Below are 25,275 nucleotides of genomic sequence, written 5' to 3'. Positions count from 1 at the left end.
CGCCCATGAAATAGCGGATAAATCCAAACACGGGCAATGTAACTTTCGTTACTTATCAGAGGGGTGGCTAGAACATTACAAATCCGTTATCAACCGCTCTATTGCGGACCTTTGCTTTAAGATCCCGGTCAATCGAAGGCGACCCACACACTCAGCAAAAGTTAGTTTCAACTTTCACCTTCAACACACTTTCCAACTTAACTTCATCTTCTTCATTAAACCGAGGGACTTTACCCATGCGCATTCTGGTTATCGAAGACGAACCTAAAACTGCCGACTATTTGCACCAGGGTCTCAGTGAAAGTGGTTACATCGTCGACTGTGCCGCCACCGGCGCCGACGGTTTGCACCTGTCACGCCAACACGCCTATGACCTGGTGATGCTGGACGTGAACCTGCCGCAGATTGATGGATGGGATGTGCTCAGGCGCATCCGCCAGAACAGCAGCACTCGGATCATGATGCTGACGGCCCAAGGCCGATTGGCCGACCGGATCAAGGGCCTGGACCTGGGCGCCGACGATTACCTGGTCAAGCCGTTCGAGTTCCCCGAGCTGTTGGCCAGGGTACGTACCTTGATGCGCCGCAGTGTGCATTCGCCGGTGCCTGATGTGCTGCGCGTGGCCGATCTGGAACTGGATCAGGGCCGCCACCGGGCCTATCGCGGCTTGCAGCGCATCGACCTGACCACCAAGGAGTTCGCCCTGCTGCACCTGTTGATGCGCCAGAGCGGCGTGGTGTTGTCGCGCACACAAATCATCTCGTTCGTCTGGGACATGAACTTCGATTGCGACACCAACGTGGTGGAGGTGTCGATCCGCCGCCTGCGGGCCAAGATCGATGACCCGTTCGAACACAAACTTATCCACACTCTGCGCGGCGTCGGTTATGTGCTGGAGGAACGGGAGTAACCCTCAGGCATGCACCTCGTCGTGGTCGTCGTGATGAAAGTCTTCACCTTCGACCTGCAGCGTGACGTGGGAAATATCGAATTGCTCATGCAGCATTTCCGTCACTTGGGTGAGGATCTGTTGCTCAGTGCCCACGGTGGCATCCGCCACCAAATGACTGCTCAGCACATTCTTGCCGCTGGTCAGCGCCCAGATATGCAGGTCGTGTACGTCCTTGACCCCAGGGGTGGCGCGAACGGCTTGCTCGACCTGATCGATATCAACACCGTCCGGCACGCCTTGTAGCAGGACGTTCATGCTTTCCTTGAGCAGGGTCCAGGTCCGTGGCAGTACCCAGAAGCCAATCGCCGCCGCCACCACCGAATCGACCCAACCCCAACCGGTGAACATGATCAACACCGCCGCAATGATCACACCGACTGAGCCGAGCATGTCGCTCCAGACTTCCAGATACGCCCCTTTGACGTTGAGGCTTTCGCCGCTGGCGGCGCTCAGCAGGCGCATGGAAATCAGGTTGACGATCAGCCCCAGCACGGCGATCACCAGCATGCCGGTGGTCTGGATCTCGGCGGGTGCCTGCAAGCGTTGATACGCCTCATAAAGGATGTAGAACGCCACAGCGAACAGCAGCAGCGCATTGAAAGACGCCGCGAGGATTTCGAAACGCGCATAGCCGAAGGTGCGCTTGCGGTCGGCCGCACGCTTGGCCACCTGGATCGCCACCAGGGAAATCGCCAGGGCCAGGGTGTCGGTCATCATGTGCGCGGCATCGGACAACAGCGCCAGGCTGCCGGTGACAAAAGCACCGATGACCTCGGCAATCATGAAGCTGCCGGTCAGCCCCAGGGCCATCCATAACTTGCGTTCGTGTCCGGCGCGTACTTGGGCGTGGCTGTGTCCTGCGCTCATGGAATATCCTCGTAACTGAATGTGAAATTGATCATAGAGCTATAGGCCAAAACCACCGGCATGGTTTGCAAAATTGTCATCCACTGGCCAGTTTAACGTTAGCTGAACGCACCAAAACCGAGCACGAGCGCTCTGGAATAGTCTTATCAGGTATGCTTTTCGAACAGGAAACAAAAAGAAACATATTAGCCAACCTGTTCGATAAGGAGTCCCGTTTTGGAGTTATCGACTGCCGCGTGGATGGTTCACGACACCCGCCTCATGCTCTGCGTCCTGCTGGCCATCGCCAGCATTATTGTGCTGATCAGCGCGACCAAACTGCCGCCGTTTCTGTCGATCCTGATTGGCACCTTTATCGCGGGTGTCGGTGCCGGGTTGCCGCCTGAAGAGGTGGCAAAGGCGTTCAGCAAAGGCGCCGGGGCGATTCTCGGTGAGGCCGGGATCATTATTGCCCTGGGCTCGATGCTCGGCGCGCTGATGGCCGAATCCGGCGCTGCCGACCGTATCGCCACCACCCTGCTGGGGTTGGGCAAGGGCAAGTCATTGCCTTGGGTGATGGCGCTGGTGGCGATGGTGATTGGCTTGCCGCTGTTCTTTGAAGTGGGCCTGGTGATGATGGTGCCGATCATCTTCGTCATGGCCAAGCGCTCGAACCAGCCGCTGCTGAAAATCGCCATTCCGGCGCTGGCGGGGATGACCACCTTGCACGCACTGATGCCGCCGCATCCTGGGCCGCTGATTGCTGTAGGCGCGCTGCACGCCGACCTGGGCCTGACCATGTTGCTGGGTTTTTGCCTGGCGGTGCCGGCGGTGATACTGGCCGGCCCGCTCTATGGCAACTGGCTGTCCAAACGCATGCACGTTGACGAGCCCGCCGACATCGGCGCGCTGTTCAGCGCCCCGCCCAAGGCACCGCGCCAGCCAAGTTTTGGTGTGTCGTTGCTGATCATCCTGTTACCGGTGATCCTGATGCTCGGCAGCACTCTGGCCAAGGTCGCCATGCCAGCGGAAAGCACGGTCGCCCTGACCTTGAAATTCCTCGGTGAACCGTTGATTGCCCTGGGCCTGGCGGTAATTGCCGCAGTGATTTGCCTGGGTTGGGCCAGCGGCATGCCGCGCGCCGATGTCGGCAACACCCTGCGCAAAGCCCTCGCGCCTATCGCCGTGCTGCTGCTGACCATCGGTGCCGGCGGCGGCTTGAAGCAAACCCTGCTGGACGCCGGCGTCAGCCAGACCATCAGCAAGTTCGCTGAAGGCGCCCACATGCCGTACCTGCTGCTGGCGTGGTTAATTGCCGTAGCACTGCGCCAGGCCACCGGCTCGGCGACCGTTGCCACCACCACAACGGCGGGCATCCTGGCGCCGATGATGGCGGGGCTGGCGGCGACACAAAGCTCACTGGTGGCTCTGGCGATTGGTGCGGGCTCGGTGTTCTTTTGCCACGTCAACGATGCCGGGTTCTGGATGGTGCGCGAGTACTTTGGCTTGCAGTTGAAGCAGACGATCTGGGTGTGGTCGGTCTTGCAGACCATTGTTTCGGTGGTGGGCCTGATCGGCACCTTGCTGATGTGGCACTTTTTGACGTAACGACCGTCAAGCGGCGGTGTGGCGCCTGCCAAAGTGCGCCGCACTCACCGCCCCCACCGCCCCCATTACTGCGCAATACCCCACGCATATCCACGGGCTCGTGGGCATCAGCGCGATCAACATCAACGGTGTGGTACTCGCCCACAGCGCGTAGGCAATGTTGTAGGTGAAGGAAATCCCCGACACCCGAATCTGCGCCGGGAACAGGTTGACCATCACCGACGGCACCGCGCCCACCACGCCGCAGCTCAAGCCGGCAATCGCATACGCCGCACCGAGCCAGACGCCGCCTGCGATGAGGCTGGCATACAAAATCGCAATCCCCACCGGCAGCAATAGGCTGTAGATCAGCACCGCACGCCAGGCGCCAATGCGGTCCACCAACAAGCCGGCCAGCACGCAACCAATGTTCAGGAAGACGATGCCCAACGCGCTCAGGGCGAAGGTGTGGCTGGCACTCATGCCAAAGGTTTTCTGCATCATGGTCGGGGTAATGACCACCAGTACCACCACCGCCGAGGTGAGGACGCAGGTGAGGATCATCGCCGGCAACAGGGCATGGCGGTGCTCACGCAAGACCGTACGCAGAGGCAGTTCGGCGTCGCTTTGACGACGGGCCTGCATCGCCAGGAACACCGGGGTTTCGCTGAGCCAGCGCCGCAGCCACACACCGATCACGCCAAACACGCCGCCCAACAGGAACGGGAAGCGCCAAGCGTAGTCGAGGATTTCAGCGGGGGTGAACACTTGCGCCAACAGCGTTGCCGTCAACGCACCGAGCAAGTAGCCGAAGGTCAAGCCGGCCTGCAGGAAACCCAGGGCATAACCACGATGATTGGCCGGCGCGTGCTCGGCGACGAACACCCAGGCGCTGGGCACTTCGCCGCCCACCGCCGCGCCCTGGAGGATGCGCAATGCCAGCAGGATCAGCGGTGCGAAATAGCCGATTTGCGCGTAAGTGGGCATGATCCCGATCAGCAGACAGGGCAAGGCCATCATCAGGATGCTCAGGCTGAACACCCGTTTGCGCCCCAGGTGATCGGCGAAGTGCGCCATCAGGATCCCGCCCAGCGGCCGCGCCAGGTAGCCGGTGACAAAGATGCCGAAGCTTTGCAGCAGCCGCAGCCACTCGGGCATTTCCGGCGGGAAGAACAGTTGGCTCAATGTCAGGGCGAAAAATACGAAGATGATGAAGTCGTAGATTTCCAGGGCGCCACCGAGGGCGGCCAGGCCCAGGGTTTTGTAGTCGGAGCGGGAGAAGCGCTGCGCCTGTGGATAAGAAATGGCAGTCATGACAAAACTCTGAATATTGAAGAGATAACGGTACGCGGGGGCATGGTCTACGCAAACCCTGGCGCGATCAACCGATTGGCGCAGGTTCTTCCACCCGACAATCTCCAGCGGCATACTCGATAACCCTCACGGACGAATGCAGGCCCGCCATGACGACACCCCCGCAGAGTCAGCAACAAGCCGCCTTTGAAAGTTCGATCAAGGCGCTGCAGGCTGAAGTCGCCAGCATCGGTACCCACCTGAGTATCGATGCCAGCGCACGCCTGGCCTATACCCAGCGCATCAAGTTGATGGCCGATGATTTGCGCATGCAGGTGGCCAGCGGTCGTCTGACTTGGACCCAGGCCGCGTCCCAGGCGCAAGGGGCGCGCAACGCCATCATGGAAATCATCCGCGCGCGCAGCACGCCGGTTGGCCGTGCCATGGCCCAGCAGTTGAAGAGTGAGGGCAAGACGCTCAACGAACTGGTGGCGCGCAAGACTCTGCAACTGCATGGGCCGACGGCGGATTTCAGCCGCTTGTCGACGTCACAGCAGAACGCGGTGTACGCCGAAATCGTCAAATCGGCTGGCAAGTCCAACCCCCGGGTTACTGCCACCATGCGCAACCTGTCCCGCTTTGGACGCGGGCTGATTGTGCTGTCGATCGCGGTTTCGGTTTATAACGTGATGAGTGCCGAAGACAAGACCCAGGCGGCTGGCCGGGAGATTGCCGTCACGGGCGCGGGAATTGTCGGCGGTATGGCGTCGGGGGCCTTGGCCGGTTTGGCCTGCGGGCCTGGAGCGCCGGTGTGCGTCACCGTTGGCGCCTTTGTCGGTGGTGCATTGGCCGCTTTTGGCATGGATATGCTCTTTTAAGGGGACGCAATGATGCGGTTGGCTTCAGAGGTCAGCGTCCGGTACCAGCCTGACGCCGATGAAAACGTGATTCCCACCAGCGAAGTGCTGCTGCAGGGCATCGCCAGTGGCACCCTCATCAGTGGCGCGGTGCTGGAAGCCGCCGTGCAATGGCGCAGCTTTTACCTGCTGTTTTTGACGGATGACGTGCCGTTCGAAGAAGGCCTCAACATTCATCTGCTCGACGAACGGGGCGCGCTGTTGGACTCGGCGACCCTCGGCGGAGCTTACAGCAGCGGGCATTTTCACGACTTGCTGCTGGGTGATGGCGACACCCTGAGCTTTCGGTTTATCGGCGATACCACCTGGCACCTGGAGCTGTTGCAACACCCGCAGTTTCGCTTGCCACTGGTATCCGAACCTGCTGGCGTCAGTCGTCGGTTGGGGTTTTCCCGGCACTTCATCCTGCGGGGTAATCCCAAGCCTCAGGTCAGTTGAAACGGACTGCCATTTTCTCCCCGGTTTGATTTACTGTGGGCAACTGAACCCAAGGGCCCTTCTGCGGCCCGGCGCCCCACCATAATCATAAAAATCTGGAGTAGCTTCATGGCCGCTGATATCGAAGATAGCCGCTATGCCCGTTTCGCCCTGCGTTGCTCGAACTTCGCCGAGCGTTGGTTTCCTGACTCCTGGGTGTTTGCCGCCCTCGCGGTAATTATTGTCGCCGTCGCGACGTTAAGCATGGGCGCCGCGCCGACCGAGGCCGCCAAGGCGTTTGGCGATGGTTTCTGGAGCCTGATCCCGTTCACCATGCAAATGGCCTTCGTGGTGATTGGCGGCTATGTGGTCGCCAGCTCACCGCCTGCGGTCAAGTTGATTGATCGCCTGGCGCGAATCCCGAAAAACGGCCGTTCTGCCGTGGCGTGGGTGGCGTTGATCTCGATGGTCGCCTCGTTGCTCAACTGGGGCTTGTCCCTGGTGTTCGGCGGCCTGTTGGTACGGGCATTGGCTCGGCGCACGGATTTGCGCATGGACTACCGCGCCGCCGGCGCTGCGGCCTATCTGGGTCTCGGTGCCGTCTGGGCGCTGGGGCTGTCGTCGTCGGCGGCACAGTTGCAGGCCAACCCGGCCAGCCTGCCGCCGTCGATTCTGTCGATCACCGGGATGATTCCCTTCACCGACACCATCTTTCTCTGGCAGTCCGGCGTACTGTTGCTGGCCTTGATTGTGGTCTCGCTGATCATCGCTTATGCCACCGCACCGGGGCCGAACAGCGCCCGTGACGCCGAGGCCTGCGGGGTTGATCCGGCCTTCAATCTGCCCAAGCCACAGCCGCCGAGCCGTCCGGGCGAATGGCTGGAGCACAGCCCATTGCTGACGATCCTGCTGGCGTTGCTCGCAGCCGGGTGGCTGTTCCATGAGTTCTCGACCAAGCCGGCGATCAGTGCCATTTCCGGGCTGAACACCTACAACTTTCTGTTCCTGATGGTGGGCGCGCTGCTGCACTGGCGCCCGCGCAGCTTCCTCGATGCGGTGGCCCGTGCGGTACCAACCACCACCGGGGTGCTGATCCAGTTTCCGCTGTATGGATCGATCGCGGCGCTGATGACCGTGGTCAAAGGCGGCGACGGCCAGACCCTGGCTCACCATATCTCGACCTTCTTCACCTCCATCGCGTCCCACGACACTTACGCCCTGCTGATGGGCGTGTACTCGGCGGTGCTGGGCTTCTTTATCCCGTCGGGCGGCGGCAAGTGGATCATCGAAGCGCCTTACGTGATGCAAGTGGCCAATGACCTGCAATATCACCTGGGCTGGGCGGTGCAGATCTACAACGCCGCCGAGGCATTGCCGAACCTGATCAACCCCTTCTATATGCTGCCGCTGCTGGGAGTATTGGGATTGAAGGCGCGGGATTTGATTGGCTTTTCGTTCGTGCAGTTGCTGGTGCACACGCCGTTGGTGCTGTTTTTGTTGTGGGCGTTGGGGACGACGTTGAAGTATTTGCCGCCGGTGATGCCATAGCCCAATAACAGTTCTGTCTTCGTTCCGTCACATTCCATTGCTACCGTTCTGGCGAAATATCTTGCAACAACTAGCCAGCAGGGACTCCCAGCAATGAGTGACGAGCACGAAGATCGCCCTTCCCCCGAAACGGCAACCAAACCGCCGGTCGACACCAGCCGGCGGCGCTTTCTGGGAGGGGCGGCAGTGCTGGGAGTGGGCGCGACCTTAAGTGCCTGCGGCAATACCAGCGAAGCACCGGGCAAACCAGTGGAGCGGCCGCTGACGCCCCAAGAGCTGGACAAGGCGCTGCACGAGCAGGTGAAAACCGTAGTGGTGATTTACGCCGAGAACCGCAGTTTCAATAACCTGTTTGGCGATTTCCCCGGCGTTGAAAAGCCGCTGTCGGCGCTTTCTGCCGTCGAGTATCAACAACGTGATCGCGATGGCAACCTGTTAAGCACCCTGCCGCCCGCCTGGGGCGGTGTGTTGCAAGTCGGTCCGCAAAGCGTGGATGGGGTGACCTATCCCAGCGAAGTGCAATTCCAGGAAAACCTGCCCAACGCCCCGTTCCCCCTCAAGGGTCCCAACGGCGAAGACCTGCCCCTAAGCCTGGTCACCCGCGATTTGTGGCATGTGTTTTACCAGAACCAGATGCAGATCAATGGCGGCAAGAATGATGGTTTCGTGGCCTGGGGCGATGCCGGTGGCCTGGTGATGGGCCATTACGCCCAGAGCCGCTACGCCCTGAGGCTGTGGGACGTGGCGAAGGAGTTTGTACTCTGCGATAACTTTTTCCAGGGCGCTTTTGGTGGTTCGTTCCTCAACCACCAGTACCTGATCAGCGCCACGGCGCCTTTTTATCCGAACGCCGCCCAATCGGTGGCCAAGGCACAGATCGCCGTGTTGCAGAGTGACGATCCGCTGGATCCGCGTCTCAAGCCCCTGGATAAATCCCCGGCCAGCGCCATGACCGGACCGCCGCAATTCGGCCCCAGCGCGCTGACCCCCGACGGCTACGGCGTAAACACCCTGGCGCCGCCCTACTGGCCAACCTGGATCCGCGACCCAGAGCATCCGGACTACTCCAAGCCTGATTTACCCAACGTGCTGGTGCCGCAAACCCACGAACACATCGGCGACAAGCTGTCGAAAAAGAACATCGACTGGACCTGGTACGCGGGTGCCTGGCAAGCGACCCTGGACCAGTTCAAGGACTCGAGCGGCATTCCGAAGATTCCGAACTTCCAGTACCACCACCAACCCTTCAACTACTTCAAGCAACAAGGGCCAGAGAACCCGGCAGAACGCAACAAGCGCCTGCGCGACGGCGGCCTGGGAGACGAGTCGAGCACCAATAAGTTTTTCGCCGACGCCGAAGCCGGCAAGCTGCCCGCCGTGACCTTCTACAAACCCCAGGGCAATCTCAACATGCACGCCGGTTACGCCGACGTGGCCTCCGGCGACCGGCATATCGCCCGCGCCTTGAAGGTGCTGCAGGAAAGCCCGCAGTGGAAGAACATGGTGGTCATTGTCACCGTCGATGAAAACGGCGGGTGGTGGGACCACGTGGCGCCGCCCAAAGGCGATCGCTGGGGCCCGGGATCGCGCGTGCCGGCGCTGGTGGTCTCGCCTTTCGCCCGCAAAGGCACGGTGGACCACACGGTGTATGACACGGCATCGACCCTGCGCCTGATCACCCGGGTCTTCCAACTGGAGAAACTCGATGGTCTCAAGCAGCGCGATGACGCGATGATCGCCCGAGGCCAGAAGCCCATGGGCGATTTGAGTAACGCCCTGCACTTCACGGTGTAACGGGTTTTGCCGATTGCCCGGCAAAATCGCATATTTACTGCACGTTTTTCCTGGTCAGCCGCTACTGTGTGAGGGTGGGCATTCATCCCGCGCAGACGGGCATTCGCTGACAAGGAATCAAGCATGTTTAAACTGACCAGGCTGTCCTTCACCCTGGCCGCACTGACCTTGAGTGCGGTCGTACACGCTGATGTCGAGGTAGCGCTGGGCACCCCGCAACGGGTCACCCAGTTGTTCGCTTACCCCAACAACTGCGGCGTCATCTGTTTTCGTCCGATGACGTTGGAGCAGACCGTTGAGCACTACCTGAACCAGAGCCTGCAACGTGACGGTTACAGCCGGGCGAAGGTCAGCGTAAAAACCGATCAGGGCAATGTCCTCGCAACCTTCAGTGGTGTACCGGACAGCTACGGCCAGCCGTTGACCACGCTGCTGAACACGGCCGACCTCGCCTACCAAGGCGCCAGCAAACTCAACAACGACGGCAAGTGGCAGTTCAGCTGGTACTTGTTCCTGCCGTTGGGCATGGCGCTGGAAAACCGCAAAAGCATCGAACTGATGCACTTTCCGCCGGATTACTCCCTGACCCATTTCCAGGATTACCTAGAGTCGGCCACCACCGACCGTTGGGCCACCTTGCTCACAGCCAACGGTATTCCAGCGCCCCAGACGCCGGAATACCAGACCATCATCGATATCGCCCCGATTGCCGCCCCGTCTACCGCAGGCAAGGATCTGGAGGGCGTCTATAGCTACTTCACCGAGTACCAGACGCGGATGGTCAAGGAACTCAGCCAGCACGCGGGAGGCTCATTGCCGATGGTGGCCTTCGGTGCGCCCGTGCGCAGCTGGATCAAGCAGCAATACGGACAAACGGTGGGCGTACTGAGCCTGGCACAGATCAGCCCAACCGAAGGCAGCAAGGTGGCGGTTCTGGGCGCCAACCATCCCAGCTACATCTGGTATGCCGCCAATCCGGACACCTATGACGGCGACGCGCAAAAAGCCGACGAGGCCGGTTTGAAAGTCATGGGCCAGGACTTGAGCGCTGCCTGCTGGCAAGCCGCAATGGGGCAAAGACCCGTCAGCGATGCCAATGTGCAACTCAAGGCCTGCATGAACACATGGCAGGTGACGCGCAAGGAGCAGACCTGCGAACTGTTCTACACCTCGATTCGCGAGCTGACACCCGAACAGGCAAATGCCAAGTGCGCCACGCCAGGGATCAGAGCCCAGTTGAAACAGTTGAAAGGCTCGGCACCAACACCGTCCATCAGCGCTCCCGCTCTTTAAGGGCGGACATTTTCCTACACGAAAAACAGCCAATATCTACTGTCAGATTTGACAGTAGATATTGGCTGCTACTTCAACGAATCTTGAGCCGAACCCATCAGTTGCATGACTAGCATGCCAATTAGCACCTACAAGTCAGTGCAGCAAAAACTCAGGAGAGTGATGAAAACTCAAGCCATGGATAAGGCACCTGTAGCAAGTGACTGCCTTTACCCCTTTGAAGCCCTGCTCGACAAGCCTGGCTATCCGTCGACACGCGACTTTCAGATAGTACAGACCCCCTATGGCGCGGGGATCCAATCCAGGACTGCTTTCGACAGTCGGGTACGTATCGCCAAAGTGTCCGGTTATGCACTGGGTGAGCGGCAGCTGCATACGCTGCAGATTTCCGCCCGCATTCACCTGTACGACCTTTGGTTCAGCGGTTTGCTGTCGCACTCATGCAACCCGAACGTGTTCCTCGACATCAGCGAGCTCGAGCTGTGGTCGGTCCAGCCGATCGCCTCCGGTACTTTACTGACCATGGATTACTCCAGCACCGAAGACGAGCTGTTCCGGCAGTTTGCCTGCCATTGCGGCGAACTCAACTGCCGAGGCTGGATCACCGGCATGAAGGAGCCCTTGAATGCCGATGGCCAGCTGTTTATGGAGCAGTGGCGCCAACGTAAACGCCCTTAAACCGCTCCGACCGGGCGCAGGCGATATTGCGGCGGCAATTGCTCGAAGCCACTGATGGTGGCGTTCAGGCTTTTCCAGCGCCCATCCTTGATCCCGTAGATGCAACCGTGGATCGACAGGCTCTGCCCACGGTGCCAGGCGTTTTGCACAATGCTGGTGTGTCCGACGTTGGCCACTTGCTGGATCACGTTCAGCTCGCAGAGGCGGTCAACCCGCTCTTCTTCCGTCGGCAATTGGGCGAGCACTTCGCGATTTTCGTAATAGAGGTCGCGGATAGAGCGCAGCCAGCCGTCAATCAAGCCCAACTGACGGTCCTGCATCGAGGCGCGCACGCCGCCACAGCCATAGTGACCCGTGACCAGGATGTGTTTGACCTTGAGCACGTCGACCGCGTACTGGATCACCGACAGGCAGTTGAGGTCGGTGTGCAGCACGACGTTGGCCACATTGCGGTGCACAAACAGGTCGCCGGGCAGCATGCCGACGATTTCGTTAGCCGGCACACGGGCGTCCGAACAGCCGATCCACAGGTATTCCGGGGTTTGCTGGCGGGCGAGCTTGGCGAAGAATTCGGGATCTTCCTGTTTGATCGCATCCGCCCAGCGTTCGTTGTTATCAAGCAGGTCTTGTAGTTCGTTCATCAGGGAAAGCCTCAGGAATGATGCGCAGCTTTGACAGACGACCGCCCGTCGGGGTCACGCCCGGGATGCAGATAGCCAAACCGTAAATACCTTGAATCTTAGTGGGTAGTGCCTGTCCACACACTATAAGCCCCACAGTATGAGGAATGGTCATGACTGAATCACGACGTCCCTACGGTGCACCGCAACCGGAGCCGATTGATGACAACGAGGACCGCATGGGCTCGATGCGGGAGCTGGACTTTGACGAGGAGGAGCCGACGGCGGAGATCGGCAATGAAACTCCACGCCGGGAGCGCAAACACCTGATGCCCGACGAACGGTTCCGAGAGGCCGGTATGACCGGGGCTTCGACCGATGATCATGAGTCGACCGATGACGACATGAGCCCGGAGACGCTGATCCTTGAGGATGGCGCACGGGATGCCCATGAAGCAGGTGAAGGCGAGCAGGCCGATTGGGACCTGAGTATCGTCGATGAGGATGATATCGGCGGCGGGAACGGGTTGGATGAAGCGGAGATGGCGGAGCAGGATCCGGTAGACGGCAATCGTTGAAGTACCACTGTTCTAAATGTGGGAGCAAGTCGAATCGTCGCACCGCCGCTCCCACACAAGCCCCGCTCCCACATGGGCTGTTGCGTTTAATCCACCAGGGTGCAGGCCATGACCACTGCATCTTCGCGACCACCGACAGCAGGGTAGTAATCCCGCCGGCGACCAATCTCGTTGAACCCATAACGCTCGTACAACCGAAATGCGCCGGCATTGCTGTCACGCACTTCCAAAAAGCATTCCCGCGCATTGGCCGCATAGGCCCGGGACATCAGGTGTTCCAGCAATTTCAGGCCCAGGCCGCAGCCCTGGTTTTCCGGTTTGACGGTGATGTTCAGCAAATGGGCTTCATCGAGGATGATCTGCACCACGCCGTGGCCCACCTGTTGCTCACCGTCAAACATCAGCCAAATCTGGTACTTGCCCAGCCCATCGAGAAAAATCCCGCGGGTCCAGGGATGGCTGAACGCTGCGTATTCGATTTTCAGTACGGCGTCGAGGTCCGCCTCGGTCATCGGGCGAAAGGATACAGCGTCACTCATCGGTACTTTTCCAACGCGCCATCAGCCGGCGCATGGCTTGCCAGACATCAGCCTTACGCTGTGGCTCTTCCATTAATAATTCCAGGCCCGGCAGGGCCCAGACTGAACCCAGGCCTTCAACCTGCAGTTCGCGGTACCAGGCTTCAGCATCCGCTTCCCCGGCAAAACGCACGGCGGGCAAGCCGATCAGCCATAGGCAAACGCACGGCTCATCTTCCAGACGCGCCGACACAAATCCTTGTACGAAATCCCGCGCAGCTTCCGGGCCTTGGTCCATCGTGCCACGCACCAACAGCGGCCAACGCACCGGCTCGCCGACGATTTGCGGGCTGTCCGGCAGGCCGGCGGCGCGCAGCATGTCCTTGAGCAGCAGATAGGCTGGGTCGCGGGTCTGGAAGCGCTCGCCGGTGGGCAGTTCCACCAGCAACAGGCAGCCCCCGGCCCGCAGCAGTTGCAGAGCAAAGCGTGGCGGCGGCACGACTGGGGCCTTGACCACGGGAGCCCCCTCTTCTGCAGCGGCAGGTTTGGCAAGCGGCGACGGGCGCGGCACTTCAACCTTAACCCGCTCCGCAGGCCTTGCAACCACCTCAGCAGCCGGCTTGACCAGCGCTACAGGCACAGCCGCTTCCTCACCCGAAGACTCGAAGGCCTCGAACGGTTCAAGGGCCTCCAGCAACTCGGGCCGCGAAGGTGCGGCAAAGGGCAGTTCGGTGCGCGGCAGCCAGTTGACCACCTGCATGGCGGTCAAGTAGGCACGGCGTCGGGACTCGATAAGCAAGGGTCGGCCACTTGTGGATAACTAAAGAACGGGGATTCTACCGCCCTTCGACGAAGATCGCCCGCAGTTGATCGTTTAAAACATCACCCGACCGCGCCCTGACCGGCTGTGGATAAATCCCACCTAGGATGCAGTACAATCGCTGCTTTTAATCGCCAACCAGCCGGCCATTCCCATGATCGAACCCAAGCGCGTCTTGCGCGCCCTCGCCGAACACTGGGCCCTGCTTGAGCCACTGTGCGAACACTTCGACCAAGGCACCCTGAGCCTTGCCGAGCTGCGCGCGCAACTGGCCGCCCAACAACTGGACAGCACGCCACAGGACATCACCAGCCTGCTGGACGTGTGGATTCGCCTGGATATCCTGGTGCCTGTCGCCAAGAGCCCGAACCGTTTCGAGCTCAACGCGCAGATCCACGACTTCCTCGCCTATCTTCGCAAGGAGCACCGGCTAGGCCTGTGCCTGGAAATCGAAGCCTACCTGCGCCACCTTGAGCGTCTGGCCGGTTATATCCAGGACGCCTTCGACATCCGCGACGGCCACGACCTGGCCCGGCAACTGCGCTTGCTGGACATGCGCGTGCGCGATGTGCTGAAAAAACTCGCCAACGACGAGCAAGCCCTCGCAGCCGTGGCCGATCGCGCCAAGACCAGCGACCGGCAGATCCCGTTGCGCCAACGTTACGCCGAAGTACTGGCGACCTGGGACGAATACGTCGAACCGATGATTCAACTGGTCAACGCCGACGGTGCCTTCGAACAAGGCGTGCGCAAGGTCGAAAACGTGCTGTTGCGCATGCTCACCGAGCAGCAACGCCTCGGTCACCTGGTGGACGACGACATGCTGCTGCGCACCCATGCGCGCATCCTCGAAATGCAGACCAGCGCCCAACTGACCTTGCGCCATGCCCGCGAACTGCTGCTGCCGCTGCGTGAAGAAGCGCGCCGGCACAACGCCGTGACCCGTGGCGCTGCACTGGCGTTGTCGGCCATTCGTCGCAAGGGCCTGGACGCGGTGCCGCAAGCGGCGATGCCAATGTTTACCCGGCCACAAAGCACCTTCCTGGGCAGTGCCAGCCAGGTCGAAGCCTACGTTTACGCCCTGGCGAACTTCGAGCCCAAGCCGGCGCGATTCCCCAAGGCTCACAAATCCCACAAGGGCGAAGCCCCGCGTGCGCCACGCACGGTCAAGGAAATGCTCGAACGTTGCGAAGACGCCCTGCCAATGCCAGACCTGATGACCTGGCTGCTGGAGCAGGAACCGGACGGCGCGACCGACGAGTTGCTGTACTGGTTCTCACGCCTGTCGCGGGAGAAACGCTTCAAGCGCGAACGTCTGGAACGACGGGATTACCACACTCACGAGCACCAGGTCAGCCTGCGCTCCTTCGCCCTGCTCCCGGCCAGCATTGATGCGGCCGAGAATTCTGCGAGCACCCCTTATGCATCTTGATCTATCCGAACTGTCCCAACTGGCACCGATCTTTCGCGAGCTGTTCAAGGGTTACCACGTCAGCCGCCGCGACCCGGAGCTGTACGCACAACTGTCGAACTTCCAGGACCAGTACCGCACGCTGTTCAAGGCCTTGGGCTTTGAACTGGTGTGTGACACCCGGGGTTTCTACTACTTCGTCCCGGACACCGCCGTTGCCGCCGCGCAGGTCAACAAGACCGCCCAGCGCCTGGCGTTGTTCACCTTCATTATCGTCGAACACCTGGCCGACCAGGGCCGCGACCCGATTGCCGTGCTCGACGGCGGCAGCCTGGGCCGTGATGAATTGCCGTCCTTGCTGGAAAAGTACCGCGACCTGTTTATCCAGGCCGAAGTGCAGACCCAGGAAGAGCTGGAAGAAAAAATCATGCGCCGCATGACCCAGCTCGGTTTTGCCAGTGAAGAGAACGGTATCTACCGCTTCCTGCCGCCGATGCACCGCTTCCTCGACGTTTGCCTCTCCGTACAGCAAGACCGTGATTTGGCTGCCAGCCTGCACAGTGTGTTGCCTTTGCCAGTGCCAGTACTGATCGACGAAGACAGCGATGAAAAACTGCTGAAAACAGACGATCCGTTGGATTTGAGTGGCTTCGCTGAAGAAAGCGAAGAAGACGCCATGGCCCGCGCCATTGCCGAAGAACAGGAGACCGACGCATGAGCAAGGAACGCTACGGCATTCGCCGCTTCGCCCTTTTGAACACCGCCGGTTACAGCCTGGGCTTGTTCCCGCTGGAAGAACCGCTGTCGGTGTATGGCGCAAACAACCTCGGTAAATCGGCTTCGATCAACGCCCTGCAGTTCCCGATTCTGGCGCGCATGTCAGACATGAGCTTCGGCAAGTACACCCTGGAGCAATCCCGGCGTTTCTACTTTGCTACCGACACCAGCTACATCCTGGTGGAAGTGGCCTTGCCCCACGGCCCACACGTGATTGGTGTTGTCGGGCGCGGCCCGGGCGGCGGTTTCGGGCACCAATTCTTTGCCTACGCCGGTAAGCTGGACCTGGCTCATTATCAGAAAAACGATACCTGTCTGCGCCAGAAAGAGCTGTTCACCAACCTTGAGCGCGAAGGCCTGAAAGCCTATGAGCTCAAGCCCGATGAACTGCGTCGTTTGCTGGTGGGGGGTCACACTTCGATCCCGCTGGACCTGACCCTGATTCCGCTACGCTCCACCAGCGAACAGAGCCTGAAGACCTTCCGTGCGCTGTTTATCAACTTGCTGCACATGCGGGAAATCACTGCGGCCAAGCTCAAGCAATTGTTCCTCGATGCCTTCGAACACAGCCTGCGTTCCGGCAGTGTCGATTACATCGCCGCGTGCGAAGAAGCCTTCCGCGATGTACGACGGATGGAACAGGACTACAACTCGCTGGTGGCCGCCGGTCCGCTGGTGGAGGCGCTTTCCAACGGGGTAAAGCAGCGGGAGATCCTGCGGGGCAAACTGCATCGCCTGTCGCCGTTGCTGGACTCGCTGCTGGGGACCTGGTCGGACTATGCCAGTGCGCGCAAGGAAGAGCTGACGATCCAGGCCGAGCACTACCGTAACGAGCAAGATGCCCTGCAGAACGATCAGCGCGGCGGCACTCAGGAACTGATGCGTCTGGAGCGGGAAATCAGCGGCATCCAGCGCTGGCTGGGCGAGTTGTCGGTGCTCAAGCATCGCTTTGCCCTGGTGGATAACGTCAAGGTTCTGGAACAGCAACTGCTGGCGGCCAAGGATGCCCACGATGAGTTGGCGGGCGCCCTGGCGCAGTCCCGGCAGTTCAGCGCCGAGGATCTGGATGAGCGTCTGCGGGACCTGGAAAAACGCTTGAAGTCGGTCAAGCAGCAACTCGACCACGCGGATAACAACAGCTACGCCAAGCTGCGCGAAGAGTTCTCACAGCAGGACGTCGAGCGTCTGATGCGTCTGTTCAACAGTTCGTTGTTCAGCTTGCCGCTGGGTGAGCACGGCATCGCGCTGGATGAGGACGGTCAGTGGGTCAAATCCCTGGAGCTGATCCTCGATGGCTTCAAAGGTGAGCGTTTTGAAGTGCCGGGCCTGTCCATCGACATCTCGCACATCGAGCCGCCGGCGTTGCAGGCCTTGGCCGACCGCGCAGCCTTGCGCGACCAGAAAGAGCGTCTGGAAAAAGAACTCAAGCAACTGAAAACCCAGCAAGCCGTCGCCTCCGACCGCGCGGCGAGCAAGACCCAGACCGAAGCGCTGTACCAGCAAGTACTGGATGCGCAGAAAGCCCTGGAAGACTTCCGTCGCGCTCAGACCTTGACCGCCGAGGAAGGCGAGAAGCTGGAAAATCTGGCGCAGATGGAAGCAGCGCAAGATGAGTTGAAACGTTCCAGCGATGCCTTTACCGAACGCGTCCAACAACTGTCGGCCAAGCTGCAGTTGGTGGGCCGGCAGATCGGCGACATGGAAGCCAAGCAGCGCACGCTGGATGATGCCTTGCGTCGTCGCCAGTTGCTGCCGGCGGACTTGCCGTTTGGTACGCCATTCATGGACCCGGTCGACGACTCCATGGATAACCTGCTGCCGCTGCTCAATGACTATCAGGACAGTTGGCAGGGTTTGCAGCGCGCTGATGGCCAGATCGACGCGCTGTACGCACAGGTGCGCCTCAAAGGTGTGGCCAAGTTCGACAGCGAAGATGATATGGAGCGCCGTCTGCACCTGCTGATCAACGCGTATGCACACCGTACCGACGAAGCCCTGACCTTGGGCAAGGCACGCCGTGCGGCGGTGACCGATATCGCGCGAACCTTGCGCAATATCCGCAGCGACTACGACAGCCTTGAGCACCAGTTGGCGTTGTTCAACCGCGAGATCAACAAGCGTCAGGTCTCCAACCTGCAAAGCTTCCGCATCGTGCTGGCGCCGAACAAGGAAGCCCTCAAACATATTGACCAGATCATCCACAGTGCAGGTCAGTATGAAGAAGGCGAAACCCTGTCGGTGTTCGACCTGAGCCAAAGTGCCGAGCAGGACAACAAGAACGAAGAGGCCAAGGAATACCTAGCACGCCTGGTAGCGGCGAATCATAACCAGTTGGGTCTCAAGGACCTGTTTGAGCTGGCGTTCGAGATCACCAAGGTCAACGGCCAGCCGATTATTCACACCGACATCGATGGCGCCGCGTCCAACGGCACCACCATGACCATCAAGGCGCTGACCAACATGTACTTGTTGCTGCACTTGATGGACCGCGACCAGGCCGGTCGTGTGCGTCTGCCTTACTACCTCGACGAGGCGGCGGACATCGACGAGAAGAACCAGGCGGCATTGCTGGAAACCAGTTTGCAACTGGGCTTTGTGCCGATCCTGGCCAGTGTGAAGCCGCAGGTTTCCGCCCAGGTGGCGATTGACCTGGAAGGTGGCAGCGGGCCAAACGGTATCTACATTGATGAGGCGGACTGGAAATACATTCGCCGGCATGATGTGGTGAAGGCGACGGTTAACGTGCAGGCAGATGAGCCGGAGCTGGACGAAGTCTGATCGGCTGCACTGAAACGCAAAAGGCCGCGATCCAATGGATCGCGGCCTTTTTTTGTGATCTTTATATTTTATGGTGTTTCTGATGGCCTCAACGCGGGCAAGCCCGGCTCCCACATTGGGATGCGATCAAATGTGGGAGCCGGGCTTGCCCGCGATGACCGCAATACAGCCTATTTGCCTAGCGGAATCTTCGGTGCCCAGGTCAGCCACTCGTCTTCAAACTGGTCGAACAACGGGAATGTCTGCTCGGGACGGGCCGGGTTGCCCATACGCTCGCCGTCCGGAGTCGCAAAGGCGATGCCGCCCTGGATCAACGTCTCCAGGGACTCGGTGCGCACCGTCGCGCCCTTGAACAGGCCGAAGTCGACACCAAAGCCGCTGGTGTTCCAGAAACGACTGCCGCTGCGCACCAATGGTGTGTATTTGGGTTCGATCAGCACATGAACCAACACGCGGTCCGCAGTTTGGCCTAGCTCGTAGCCAGTGACCTTGCCCACCGTGACTTCACGGTAGGTCACTGGTACACCGATTTTCAGCGAGCCACGACGGGCGGCGCTGAGTACCAGGCTCAAACCGGCTTCCTGCACGTTGGTCTCAGGCGGTTGTGCCAAGGCGACGAAGTCTTTCTGTGGCCCGGTGCTTTTCACGGCAGGCAGGACTTCGATGTATTGACCGGTGACCAGGGTTTCCAGGTTAGAGGTTTTCATTATCCCCAACTCTGGCTTGACCACCCAGAACTGGCTACCGACGCGGGCAATGCGCTCCGGTACTTCGGTGATTCGTGCACCGAGCAGTACCGATTGCATATCGGCGCTGAGGTCTACGCTTTCGATCTTGCCCACATCCAGGCCCTTAAAACGAACTGGCGTGCCTGTGCTTAACCCATCGGCGCGGTCGACCTTGATGGTCACCAGAGTGCCTCGTTTGTGGGCGGCTTCACGGTCAGGGAACAAGCGGAAACGTGGGATACGGTGTTTCAGCGGCACGTTCGGCTCAGGCGTTTCGAAGGCGATACCGCCCGCCATCAGGCTTTGCAGAGACTCACTCTTCACTTGGATGCCGCCGGTAAGACCGCCAGTGAGCGTCACGCCACTGGCATTCCAGAAGCGGGTCGAACCATTGACCAGGCCTTCATATTCTTTCTCGATGTGAACGCCGATCACCAGTTGCTTGTTCTTGCGGGAGAACTGATAGCTCTGCACCGAGCCGACCTTGACCTGCTTGTAGAGAATCGGGCTGCCGACCTCCAGCGAACCGAGGCTGTCGGTGAGCAGCACCATGTGCAGGCCGGGGGAACGCAGGTCCAGCGGTGGTGCCTTGGCCCGAGCGATGAATTCCCGTTGCGGCGCACTGCCCTTGTCACCCGGGCGGATAGCAATGTAGTTACCTTTAACCAGCGCTTCGAGACCGGTGATACCGGCCAGGGAGATCGAGGGTTTGACCACCCAGAACTGGGTATCTTGCACCAGGTAATCTTCGGCCAATGGATCCAGGGTCAACTCGGCATTGGCGCTGGAGAGGTCGGAGGCGACCTTCAAGGTTTTCAGGCTGCCGACCTGGATGCCTTTGTACATCACGGGGGTGCGACCTGCCTGCAACCCTTCGAAGTCGCTGAGTTGGACCTTGACCCGGATGCCTGCGGCGGCGGCGTCGAAGTCTTCGTACAGACGGAATGGCAGGCTCGGGTCAGTGGGCGGACTGTCCTTGCGGTTCTCCGGCGTAGCAAAGGCGATACCGCCGGCGACGATGCTGGAGAGGGACTCGCTGCGCACTTTTACGCCGGAGAGGTTGGCGTCGATGCTGATGCCACTGGCATTCCAGAAACGCGTATGTTTGCGCACCAGGTTAGCGTAGGTTGGCTCGATGTAGACCTTGATTTCGACGGTGGTCTGATCTTCGGAGAGCAGGTAGCTTTTGACCTGGCCCACTTGGATCTGTTTGTAGAACACCGGGCTGCCACGGTTCAACGAACCGAGTCGTTCGGCCTTTAGGGTCACGTGCAGGCCTGGCTTGGCATCGGATAATGGAGGCTCTTCGGAGAGTGCCTTGAACTTGCGCGTTGGTTCGCCATCGCCAGGATTGGCCGCGATGTAGTTACCTGAGACTAGCGTTTCGAGGCCGGTGATCCCCGCCAGGCTGACGCTGGGCTTGACCAACCAGAAGCGGGTGTTGGTCCGGAGATATTGCTCGACGTCCTTATTCATCTCGATGGTGGCAATCACTCCGCGATTGTTGCCCTCATCATCCAGGGCCAGAGTTTTGACCTTGCCCACGGACATGCCTTTATAGACCACTTCGGTCTTGTTGGCCTGGATGCCCTCTCCGCTTTCAAAACGGACCTGGATCTCGATGCCTTGCTGGTGATAGGCACGCCATCCCAGCCAGCCGCCGATGATCAGAGCAATCAAAGGCAACACCCAAATGGCCGACCAGTTGGAAGCTGGGCGGGTTTTAGCCTTAGGCAAATCATTCATCGTCGTCGTCCGACTCCGTGTTATCCCAAATCAGTCGGGGATCGAAAGTTACTGCGGCAAGCATCGTCAAAATCACCACACTGGCGAAAGCCACGGCCCCGAGATTGGCCTCGACGCTGGCAAGCCGTCCAAAGTTTACGACCGCCACCAAGATGGCAATCACGAAGATATCCAGCATGGACCAGCGGCCGATGAACTCGATAAAACGGTACATGATAATGCGTTGTTGCGCGGAAAGTGGCTGGCGGCGTTGCACCGAGAACAGTAGTAGACCAATGCCCACCAGCTTGAAGGTCGGTACCAGGATACTGGCGATAAACACGACCGCGGCGATGGGATACATGCCATGTTGAGCCAACTGAATCACCCCGGACATGATGGTGCTGGGGTCACCCTGACCCAGGGAGCTCGCGGTCATGATCGGCAACAGGTTGGCTGGGACGTACAGAATGGCGGCGGTGATCAGCAAGGCCCAGGTGCGCATCAAACTGTTCGGGCGACGCGCATGGACCAAAGCACCGCAACGGGTACACGTTTGCTCATCAGCGTCCGGGTCTTGCTTGTTCAGTTCGTGACATTCAGTACAGATCAGAATGCCCGCATCAATCGCCCGCATGAACATCCTCCCCTGACAACGCTTCCCATATCTGGTGAGGCGACATCACCACCTCCAGCAAGACTTGAACCATTAATAGACTGATAAAACAGGCCAAGCCCAAGCCCACATTGATGGAAGCCATGTCCGACAGCTTTACGATGGCGACCAGCACGCCCATCAAGTAGACCTCAAGCATCCCCCAATCCCGCAGGTGGTGATAAATGCGGTACAGCAATAAACCGTAGCTGCGGCCAATGTTCCAGCGGATGCTCAGCAGCACTACCAATTGGCACAGCAATTTGAGCAGGGGAATACCCATGCTGCAGAGGAAAACCACTGCGGCAACGCCTTCCATGCCGGTATCAAACAGACCGACAACGCCACTCCACACGGTGTCCTGAGAGGACTGCCCGAGTAGATTGAGCTCCATAATGGGTAAAAAGTTCGCAGGGACGTACAACAACAGTGCGGCCAGTACCAAGGCAAGGCTGCGCTCAACGACGTTGTGGCGGTGAGCATATAGCTCGTAACCGCAGCGCGGACATTGGGCCTTCTCGCCGCGGGCAAGCGTTGGCTTGCGCATCAGCAAATCGCACTCATGGCATGCCACCAAGTCTTCCAGCGGTAAGTCTGATACCGCGAGGGCATCAACCGGATCGGGCATATAGGGCTCGGACTCTAAAAAAACCAGGTGCCTATTCTAGTGTTCTGGTTCAGAAATAACTGTGCAAATTTGTCGGACTGCTCGTAGCTGCTTTTTGACTTTCCGATCGCGCAAAACAAAACCCCATCTGCTTTCGCAAATGGGGTTTCGGAATTTAATCTTGACGATGACCTACTCTCACATGGGGAAACCCCACACTACCATCGGCGATGCATCGTTTCACTACTGAGTTCGGGATGGGATCAGGTGGTTCCAATGCTCTATGGTCGTCAAGAAATTCGGGTACTGAGTCGCGGCCTGATGGCCTCGCTTCAGCAAATTGGGTATGTAATAGATTTGTGTGTTACGCAAACTTTCGGTTTGTATCGTCTTCACACACCGCAATCTGGCCTTTCGACGCAAATTGCTTGGGTGTTATATGGTCAAGCCTCACGGGCAATTAGTATTGGTTAGCTCAACGCCTCACAGCGCTTACACACCCAACCTATCAACGTCGTAGTCTTCGACGGCCCTTCAGGGGACTCAAGGTCCCAGTGAGATCTCATCTTGAGGCTAGTTTCCCGCTTAGATGCTTTCAGCGGTTATCTATTCCGAACATAGCTACCCGGCAATGCCACTGGCGTGACAACCGGAACACCAGAGGTTCGTCCACTCCGGTCCTCTCGTACTAGGAGCAGCCCCTCTCAAATCTCAAACGTCCACGGCAGATAGGGACCGAACTGTCTCACGACGTTCTAAACCCAGCTCGCGTACCACTTTAAATGGCGAACAGCCATACCCTTGGGACCGGCTTCAGCCCCAGGATGTGATGAGCCGACATCGAGGTGCCAAACACCGCCGTCGATATGAACTCTTGGGCGGTATCAGCCTGTTATCCCCGGAGTACCTTTTATCCGTTGAGCGATGGCCCTTCCATACAGAACCACCGGATCACTAAGACCTACTTTCGTACCTGCTCGACGTGTCTGTCTCGCAGTCAAGCGCGCTTTTGCCTTTATACTCTACGACCGATTTCCGACCGGTCTGAGCGCACCTTCGTACTCCTCCGTTACTCTTTAGGAGGAGACCGCCCCAGTCAAACTACCCACCATACACTGTCCTCGATCCGGATAACGGACCTGAGTTAGAACCTCAAAGTTGCCAGGGTGGTATTTCAAGGTTGGCTCCACGCGAACTGGCGTCCACGCTTCAAAGCCTCCCACCTATCCTACACAAGCAAATTCAAAGTCCAGTGCAAAGCTATAGTAAAGGTTCACGGGGTCTTTCCGTCTAGCCGCGGATACACTGCATCTTCACAGCGATTTCAATTTCACTGAGTCTCGGGTGGAGACAGCGCCGCCATCGTTACGCCATTCGTGCAGGTCGGAACTTACCCGACAAGGAATTTCGCTACCTTAGGACCGTTATAGTTACGGCCGCCGTTTACCGGGGCTTCGATCAAGAGCTTCGCGTTAGCTAACCCCATCAATTAACCTTCCGGCACCGGGCAGGCGTCACACCCTATACGTCCACTTTCGTGTTTGCAGAGTGCTGTGTTTTTAATAAACAGTCGCAGCGGCCTGGTATCTTCGACCGGCATGGGCTTACGGAGCAAGTCCTTCACCCTCACCGGCGCACCTTCTCCCGAAGTTACGGTGCCATTTTGCCTAGTTCCTTCACCCGAGTTCTCTCAAGCGCCTTGGTATTCTCTACCCAACCACCTGTGTCGGTTTGGGGTACGGTTCCTGGTTACCTGAAGCTTAGAAGCTTTTCTTGGAAGCATGGCATCAACCACTTCGTTACCTAAAAGGTAACTCGTCATCAGCTCTCGGCCTTAGAATCCCGGATTTACCTAAGATTCCAGCCTACCACCTTAAACTTGGACAACCAACGCCAAGCTGGCCTAGCCTTCTCCGTCCCTCCATCGCAATAACCAGAAGTACAGGAATATTAACCTGTTTTCCATCGACTACGCTTTTCAGCCTCGCCTTAGGGACCGACTAACCCTGCGTCGATTAACGTTGCGCAGGAAACCTTGGTCTTTCGGCGTGGGTGTTTTTCACACCCATTGTCGTTACTCATGTCAGCATTCGCACTTCTGATACCTCCAGCAAGCTTCTCAACTCACCTTCACAGGCTTACAGAACGCTCCTCTACCGCATCACTTACGTGATACCCGTAGCTTCGGTGTATGGTTTGAGCCCCGTTACATCTTCCGCGCAGGCCGACTCGACTAGTGAGCTATTACGCTTTCTTTAAAGGGTGGCTGCTTCTAAGCCAACCTCCTAGCTGTCTAAGCCTTCCCACATCGTTTCCCACTTAACCATAACTTTGGGACCTTAGCTGACGGTCTGGGTTGTTTCCCTTTTCACGACGGACGTTAGCACCCGCCGTGTGTCTCCCATGCTCGGCACTTGTAGGTATTCGGAGTTTGCATCGGTTTGGTAAGTCGGGATGACCCCTAGCCGAAACAGTGCTCTACCCCCTACAGTGATACATGAGGCGCTACCTAAATAGCTTTCGAGGAGAACCAGCTATCTCCGAGCTTGATTAGCCTTTCACTCCGATCCACAGGTCATCCGCTAACTTTTCAACGGTAGTCGGTTCGGTCCTCCAGTTAGTGTTACCCAACCTTCAACCTGCCCATGGATAGATCGCCCGGTTTCGGGTCTATTCCCAGCGACTAGACGCCCTATTAAGACTCGCTTTCGCTACGCCTCCCCTATTCGGTT

Annotated in this window: 20 protein-coding genes and 2 rRNA genes (1 of these 22 only partly in view); 12 read left to right on the top strand and 10 right to left on the bottom strand. The window is 58.9% G+C overall.

The features are described 5' to 3' along the window. Positions 1 to 236 precede the first annotated feature (236 nt). Complete coding sequence (locus HKK55_RS00815; RefSeq protein ID WP_169352927.1) at positions 237 to 911, top strand: heavy metal response regulator transcription factor; 675 nt, start codon at positions 237 to 239, stop codon at positions 909 to 911. A 3-nt stretch (positions 912 to 914) separates the two neighbouring features. Here the strand turns inward: HKK55_RS00815 and HKK55_RS00810 are convergent, their stop codons facing one another. Further along, a complete protein-coding gene (locus tag HKK55_RS00810) occupies positions 915 to 1,820 on the bottom strand; it encodes a cation diffusion facilitator family transporter (RefSeq protein WP_169352926.1) in 906 nt (301 codons plus the stop codon). A 216-nt stretch (positions 1,821 to 2,036) separates the two neighbouring features. On the opposite strand from HKK55_RS00810, the gene HKK55_RS00805 reads away from it, so the two are divergent. Beyond that, on the top strand, positions 2,037 to 3,407 hold the full coding sequence (locus tag HKK55_RS00805) for a gluconate:H+ symporter (RefSeq protein ID WP_169352925.1): 1,371 nt from the start codon (positions 2,037 to 2,039) through the stop codon (positions 3,405 to 3,407). 6 nt (positions 3,408 to 3,413) lie between these two features. Here HKK55_RS00805 and HKK55_RS00800 read toward each other — a convergent pair whose 3' ends face one another. Next, positions 3,414 to 4,700 carry an MFS transporter gene (locus HKK55_RS00800; RefSeq protein ID WP_169352924.1) on the bottom strand — a complete coding sequence of 429 codons (1,287 nt, stop codon included), beginning with the start codon at positions 4,698 to 4,700 and terminating at the stop codon, positions 3,414 to 3,416. Between the two features lie 149 nt (positions 4,701 to 4,849). Between HKK55_RS00800 and HKK55_RS00795 the strand changes: the two genes are divergently transcribed. The 6 genes from HKK55_RS00795 to HKK55_RS00770 all read left to right on the top strand — a co-directional run bounded on the left by HKK55_RS00795 (position 4,850) and on the right by HKK55_RS00770 (position 11,326). Then, a complete protein-coding gene (locus HKK55_RS00795; protein ID WP_169352923.1) occupies positions 4,850 to 5,557 on the top strand; it encodes a hypothetical protein in 708 nt (235 codons plus the stop codon). A 12-nt stretch (positions 5,558 to 5,569) separates the two neighbouring features. Further along, complete coding sequence (locus HKK55_RS00790) at positions 5,570 to 6,034, top strand: hypothetical protein (protein ID WP_202020919.1); 465 nt, start codon at positions 5,570 to 5,572, stop codon at positions 6,032 to 6,034. A gap of 108 nt (positions 6,035 to 6,142) precedes the next feature. Beyond that, positions 6,143 to 7,561, top strand: a complete 1,419-nt coding sequence (locus HKK55_RS00785) for a short-chain fatty acid transporter (protein WP_169352921.1) — start codon at positions 6,143 to 6,145, stop codon at positions 7,559 to 7,561. A 93-nt stretch (positions 7,562 to 7,654) separates the two neighbouring features. Further along, the gene (acpA, locus tag HKK55_RS00780) at positions 7,655 to 9,355 is read left to right on the top strand and encodes an acid phosphatase (protein WP_169352920.1); all 1,701 of its coding nucleotides are present in this window, start codon (positions 7,655 to 7,657) and stop codon (positions 9,353 to 9,355) included. Positions 9,356 to 9,478: 123 nt separating this feature from the next. Further along, positions 9,479 to 10,648: a hypothetical protein gene (locus tag HKK55_RS00775; RefSeq protein ID WP_169352919.1), complete on the top strand. Its 1,170-nt coding sequence runs from the start codon at positions 9,479 to 9,481 to the stop codon at positions 10,646 to 10,648. Positions 10,649 to 10,810: 162 nt separating this feature from the next. After that, positions 10,811 to 11,326, top strand: a complete 516-nt coding sequence (locus tag HKK55_RS00770) for an SET domain-containing protein-lysine N-methyltransferase (RefSeq protein WP_169352918.1) — start codon at positions 10,811 to 10,813, stop codon at positions 11,324 to 11,326. Here HKK55_RS00770 and can read toward each other — a convergent pair. After that, complete coding sequence (can, locus tag HKK55_RS00765; RefSeq protein ID WP_169352917.1) at positions 11,323 to 11,967, bottom strand: carbonate dehydratase; 645 nt, start codon at positions 11,965 to 11,967, stop codon at positions 11,323 to 11,325. The two genes, HKK55_RS00770 and can, sit on opposite strands and share 4 nt — an antisense overlap. Before the next feature lie 152 nt (positions 11,968 to 12,119). Here can and HKK55_RS00760 point away from each other — a divergent pair, with 152 nt between their 5' ends. Beyond that, on the top strand, positions 12,120 to 12,524 hold the full coding sequence (locus HKK55_RS00760; RefSeq protein ID WP_169352916.1) for a serine kinase/phosphatase: 405 nt from the start codon (positions 12,120 to 12,122) through the stop codon (positions 12,522 to 12,524). 86 nt (positions 12,525 to 12,610) lie between these two features. On the opposite strand, the gene rimI is transcribed toward HKK55_RS00760, so the two are convergent. After that, positions 12,611 to 13,063: a ribosomal protein S18-alanine N-acetyltransferase gene (rimI, locus tag HKK55_RS00755; RefSeq protein WP_169352915.1), complete on the bottom strand. Its 453-nt coding sequence runs from the start codon at positions 13,061 to 13,063 to the stop codon at positions 12,611 to 12,613. Then, the gene (locus HKK55_RS00750) at positions 13,056 to 13,802 is read right to left on the bottom strand and encodes an energy transducer TonB (RefSeq protein ID WP_169357752.1); all 747 of its coding nucleotides are present in this window, start codon (positions 13,800 to 13,802) and stop codon (positions 13,056 to 13,058) included. Before HKK55_RS00750 ends, rimI begins: the two co-directional genes overlap by 8 nt. A gap of 214 nt (positions 13,803 to 14,016) precedes the next feature. On the opposite strand from HKK55_RS00750, the gene mksB reads away from it, so the two are divergent. The 3 genes from mksB to mksF are packed head-to-tail and all read left to right on the top strand — an operon-like array spanning position 14,017 to position 18,828. Beyond that, complete coding sequence (mksB, locus tag HKK55_RS00745; protein ID WP_169352914.1) at positions 14,017 to 15,294, top strand: Mks condensin complex protein MksB; 1,278 nt, start codon at positions 14,017 to 14,019, stop codon at positions 15,292 to 15,294. Continuing rightward, entirely contained in the window at positions 15,284 to 15,991 is a 708-nt protein-coding gene (mksE, locus tag HKK55_RS00740; protein ID WP_169352913.1) for an Mks condensin complex protein MksE, read from the top strand. Before mksB ends, mksE begins: the two co-directional genes overlap by 11 nt. Further along, positions 15,988 to 18,828, top strand: a complete 2,841-nt coding sequence (gene mksF, locus HKK55_RS00735) for an Mks condensin complex protein MksF (protein WP_169352912.1) — start codon at positions 15,988 to 15,990, stop codon at positions 18,826 to 18,828. The genes mksE and mksF overlap by 4 nt, the downstream gene beginning before the upstream one ends. Positions 18,829 to 18,998: 170 nt before the next feature. Here mksF and HKK55_RS00730 read toward each other — a convergent pair whose 3' ends face one another. From HKK55_RS00730 to HKK55_RS00710, 5 genes are all read right to left on the bottom strand, one after another. Further along, on the bottom strand, positions 18,999 to 21,302 hold the full coding sequence (locus HKK55_RS00730; RefSeq protein WP_169352911.1) for a PqiB family protein: 2,304 nt from the start codon (positions 21,300 to 21,302) through the stop codon (positions 18,999 to 19,001). Beyond that, positions 21,295 to 21,918 carry a paraquat-inducible protein A gene (locus tag HKK55_RS00725; protein ID WP_169352910.1) on the bottom strand — a complete coding sequence of 208 codons (624 nt, stop codon included), beginning with the start codon at positions 21,916 to 21,918 and terminating at the stop codon, positions 21,295 to 21,297. Before HKK55_RS00725 ends, HKK55_RS00730 begins: the two co-directional genes overlap by 8 nt. Further along, positions 21,905 to 22,564 carry a paraquat-inducible protein A gene (locus tag HKK55_RS00720; protein WP_169352909.1) on the bottom strand — a complete coding sequence of 220 codons (660 nt, stop codon included), beginning with the start codon at positions 22,562 to 22,564 and terminating at the stop codon, positions 21,905 to 21,907. The genes HKK55_RS00725 and HKK55_RS00720 overlap by 14 nt, the downstream gene beginning before the upstream one ends. A 158-nt stretch (positions 22,565 to 22,722) precedes the next feature. Next, a 5S ribosomal RNA gene (gene rrf, locus HKK55_RS00715) occupies positions 22,723 to 22,838 on the bottom strand. 144 nt (positions 22,839 to 22,982) lie between these two features. After that, a 23S ribosomal RNA gene (locus HKK55_RS00710) occupies positions 22,983 to 25,275 on the bottom strand; it runs 598 nt beyond the window's last position.

The sequence above is a fragment of the Pseudomonas sp. ADAK18 genome (assembly GCF_012935695.1).
Lineage (GTDB): Bacteria > Pseudomonadota > Gammaproteobacteria > Pseudomonadales > Pseudomonadaceae > Aquipseudomonas.
The sequence above is the reverse complement of the archived record's forward strand: the minus strand, read 5'-3'. Positions and strand labels throughout refer to the sequence as shown.

Coding starts and splice junctions, on each gene's coding strand:
- HKK55_RS00815 (WP_169352927.1), top strand. CDS start 237: ATGCGCATTCTGGTTATCGAAGACGAACCTAAAACTGCCGACTATTTG.
- HKK55_RS00810 (WP_169352926.1), bottom strand. CDS start 1,820: ATGAGCGCAGGACACAGCCACGCCCAAGTACGCGCCGGACACGAACGC.
- HKK55_RS00800 (WP_169352924.1), bottom strand. CDS start 4,700: ATGACTGCCATTTCTTATCCACAGGCGCAGCGCTTCTCCCGCTCCGAC.
- HKK55_RS00795 (WP_169352923.1), top strand. CDS start 4,850: ATGACGACACCCCCGCAGAGTCAGCAACAAGCCGCCTTTGAAAGTTCG.
- HKK55_RS00790 (WP_202020919.1), top strand. CDS start 5,570: ATGCGGTTGGCTTCAGAGGTCAGCGTCCGGTACCAGCCTGACGCCGAT.
- HKK55_RS00785 (WP_169352921.1), top strand. CDS start 6,143: ATGGCCGCTGATATCGAAGATAGCCGCTATGCCCGTTTCGCCCTGCGT.
- acpA (WP_169352920.1), top strand. CDS start 7,655: ATGAGTGACGAGCACGAAGATCGCCCTTCCCCCGAAACGGCAACCAAA.
- HKK55_RS00775 (WP_169352919.1), top strand. CDS start 9,479: ATGTTTAAACTGACCAGGCTGTCCTTCACCCTGGCCGCACTGACCTTG.
- HKK55_RS00770 (WP_169352918.1), top strand. CDS start 10,811: ATGAAAACTCAAGCCATGGATAAGGCACCTGTAGCAAGTGACTGCCTT.
- can (WP_169352917.1), bottom strand. CDS start 11,967: ATGAACGAACTACAAGACCTGCTTGATAACAACGAACGCTGGGCGGAT.
- HKK55_RS00760 (WP_169352916.1), top strand. CDS start 12,120: ATGACTGAATCACGACGTCCCTACGGTGCACCGCAACCGGAGCCGATT.
- rimI (WP_169352915.1), bottom strand. CDS start 13,063: ATGAGTGACGCTGTATCCTTTCGCCCGATGACCGAGGCGGACCTCGAC.
- HKK55_RS00750 (WP_169357752.1), bottom strand. CDS start 13,802: ATGCAGGTGGTCAACTGGCTGCCGCGCACCGAACTGCCCTTTGCCGCA.
- mksB (WP_169352914.1), top strand. CDS start 14,017: ATGATCGAACCCAAGCGCGTCTTGCGCGCCCTCGCCGAACACTGGGCC.
- mksE (WP_169352913.1), top strand. CDS start 15,284: ATGCATCTTGATCTATCCGAACTGTCCCAACTGGCACCGATCTTTCGC.
- mksF (WP_169352912.1), top strand. CDS start 15,988: ATGAGCAAGGAACGCTACGGCATTCGCCGCTTCGCCCTTTTGAACACC.
- HKK55_RS00730 (WP_169352911.1), bottom strand. CDS start 21,302: ATGAATGATTTGCCTAAGGCTAAAACCCGCCCAGCTTCCAACTGGTCG.
- HKK55_RS00725 (WP_169352910.1), bottom strand. CDS start 21,918: ATGCGGGCGATTGATGCGGGCATTCTGATCTGTACTGAATGTCACGAA.
- HKK55_RS00720 (WP_169352909.1), bottom strand. CDS start 22,564: ATGCCCGATCCGGTTGATGCCCTCGCGGTATCAGACTTACCGCTGGAA.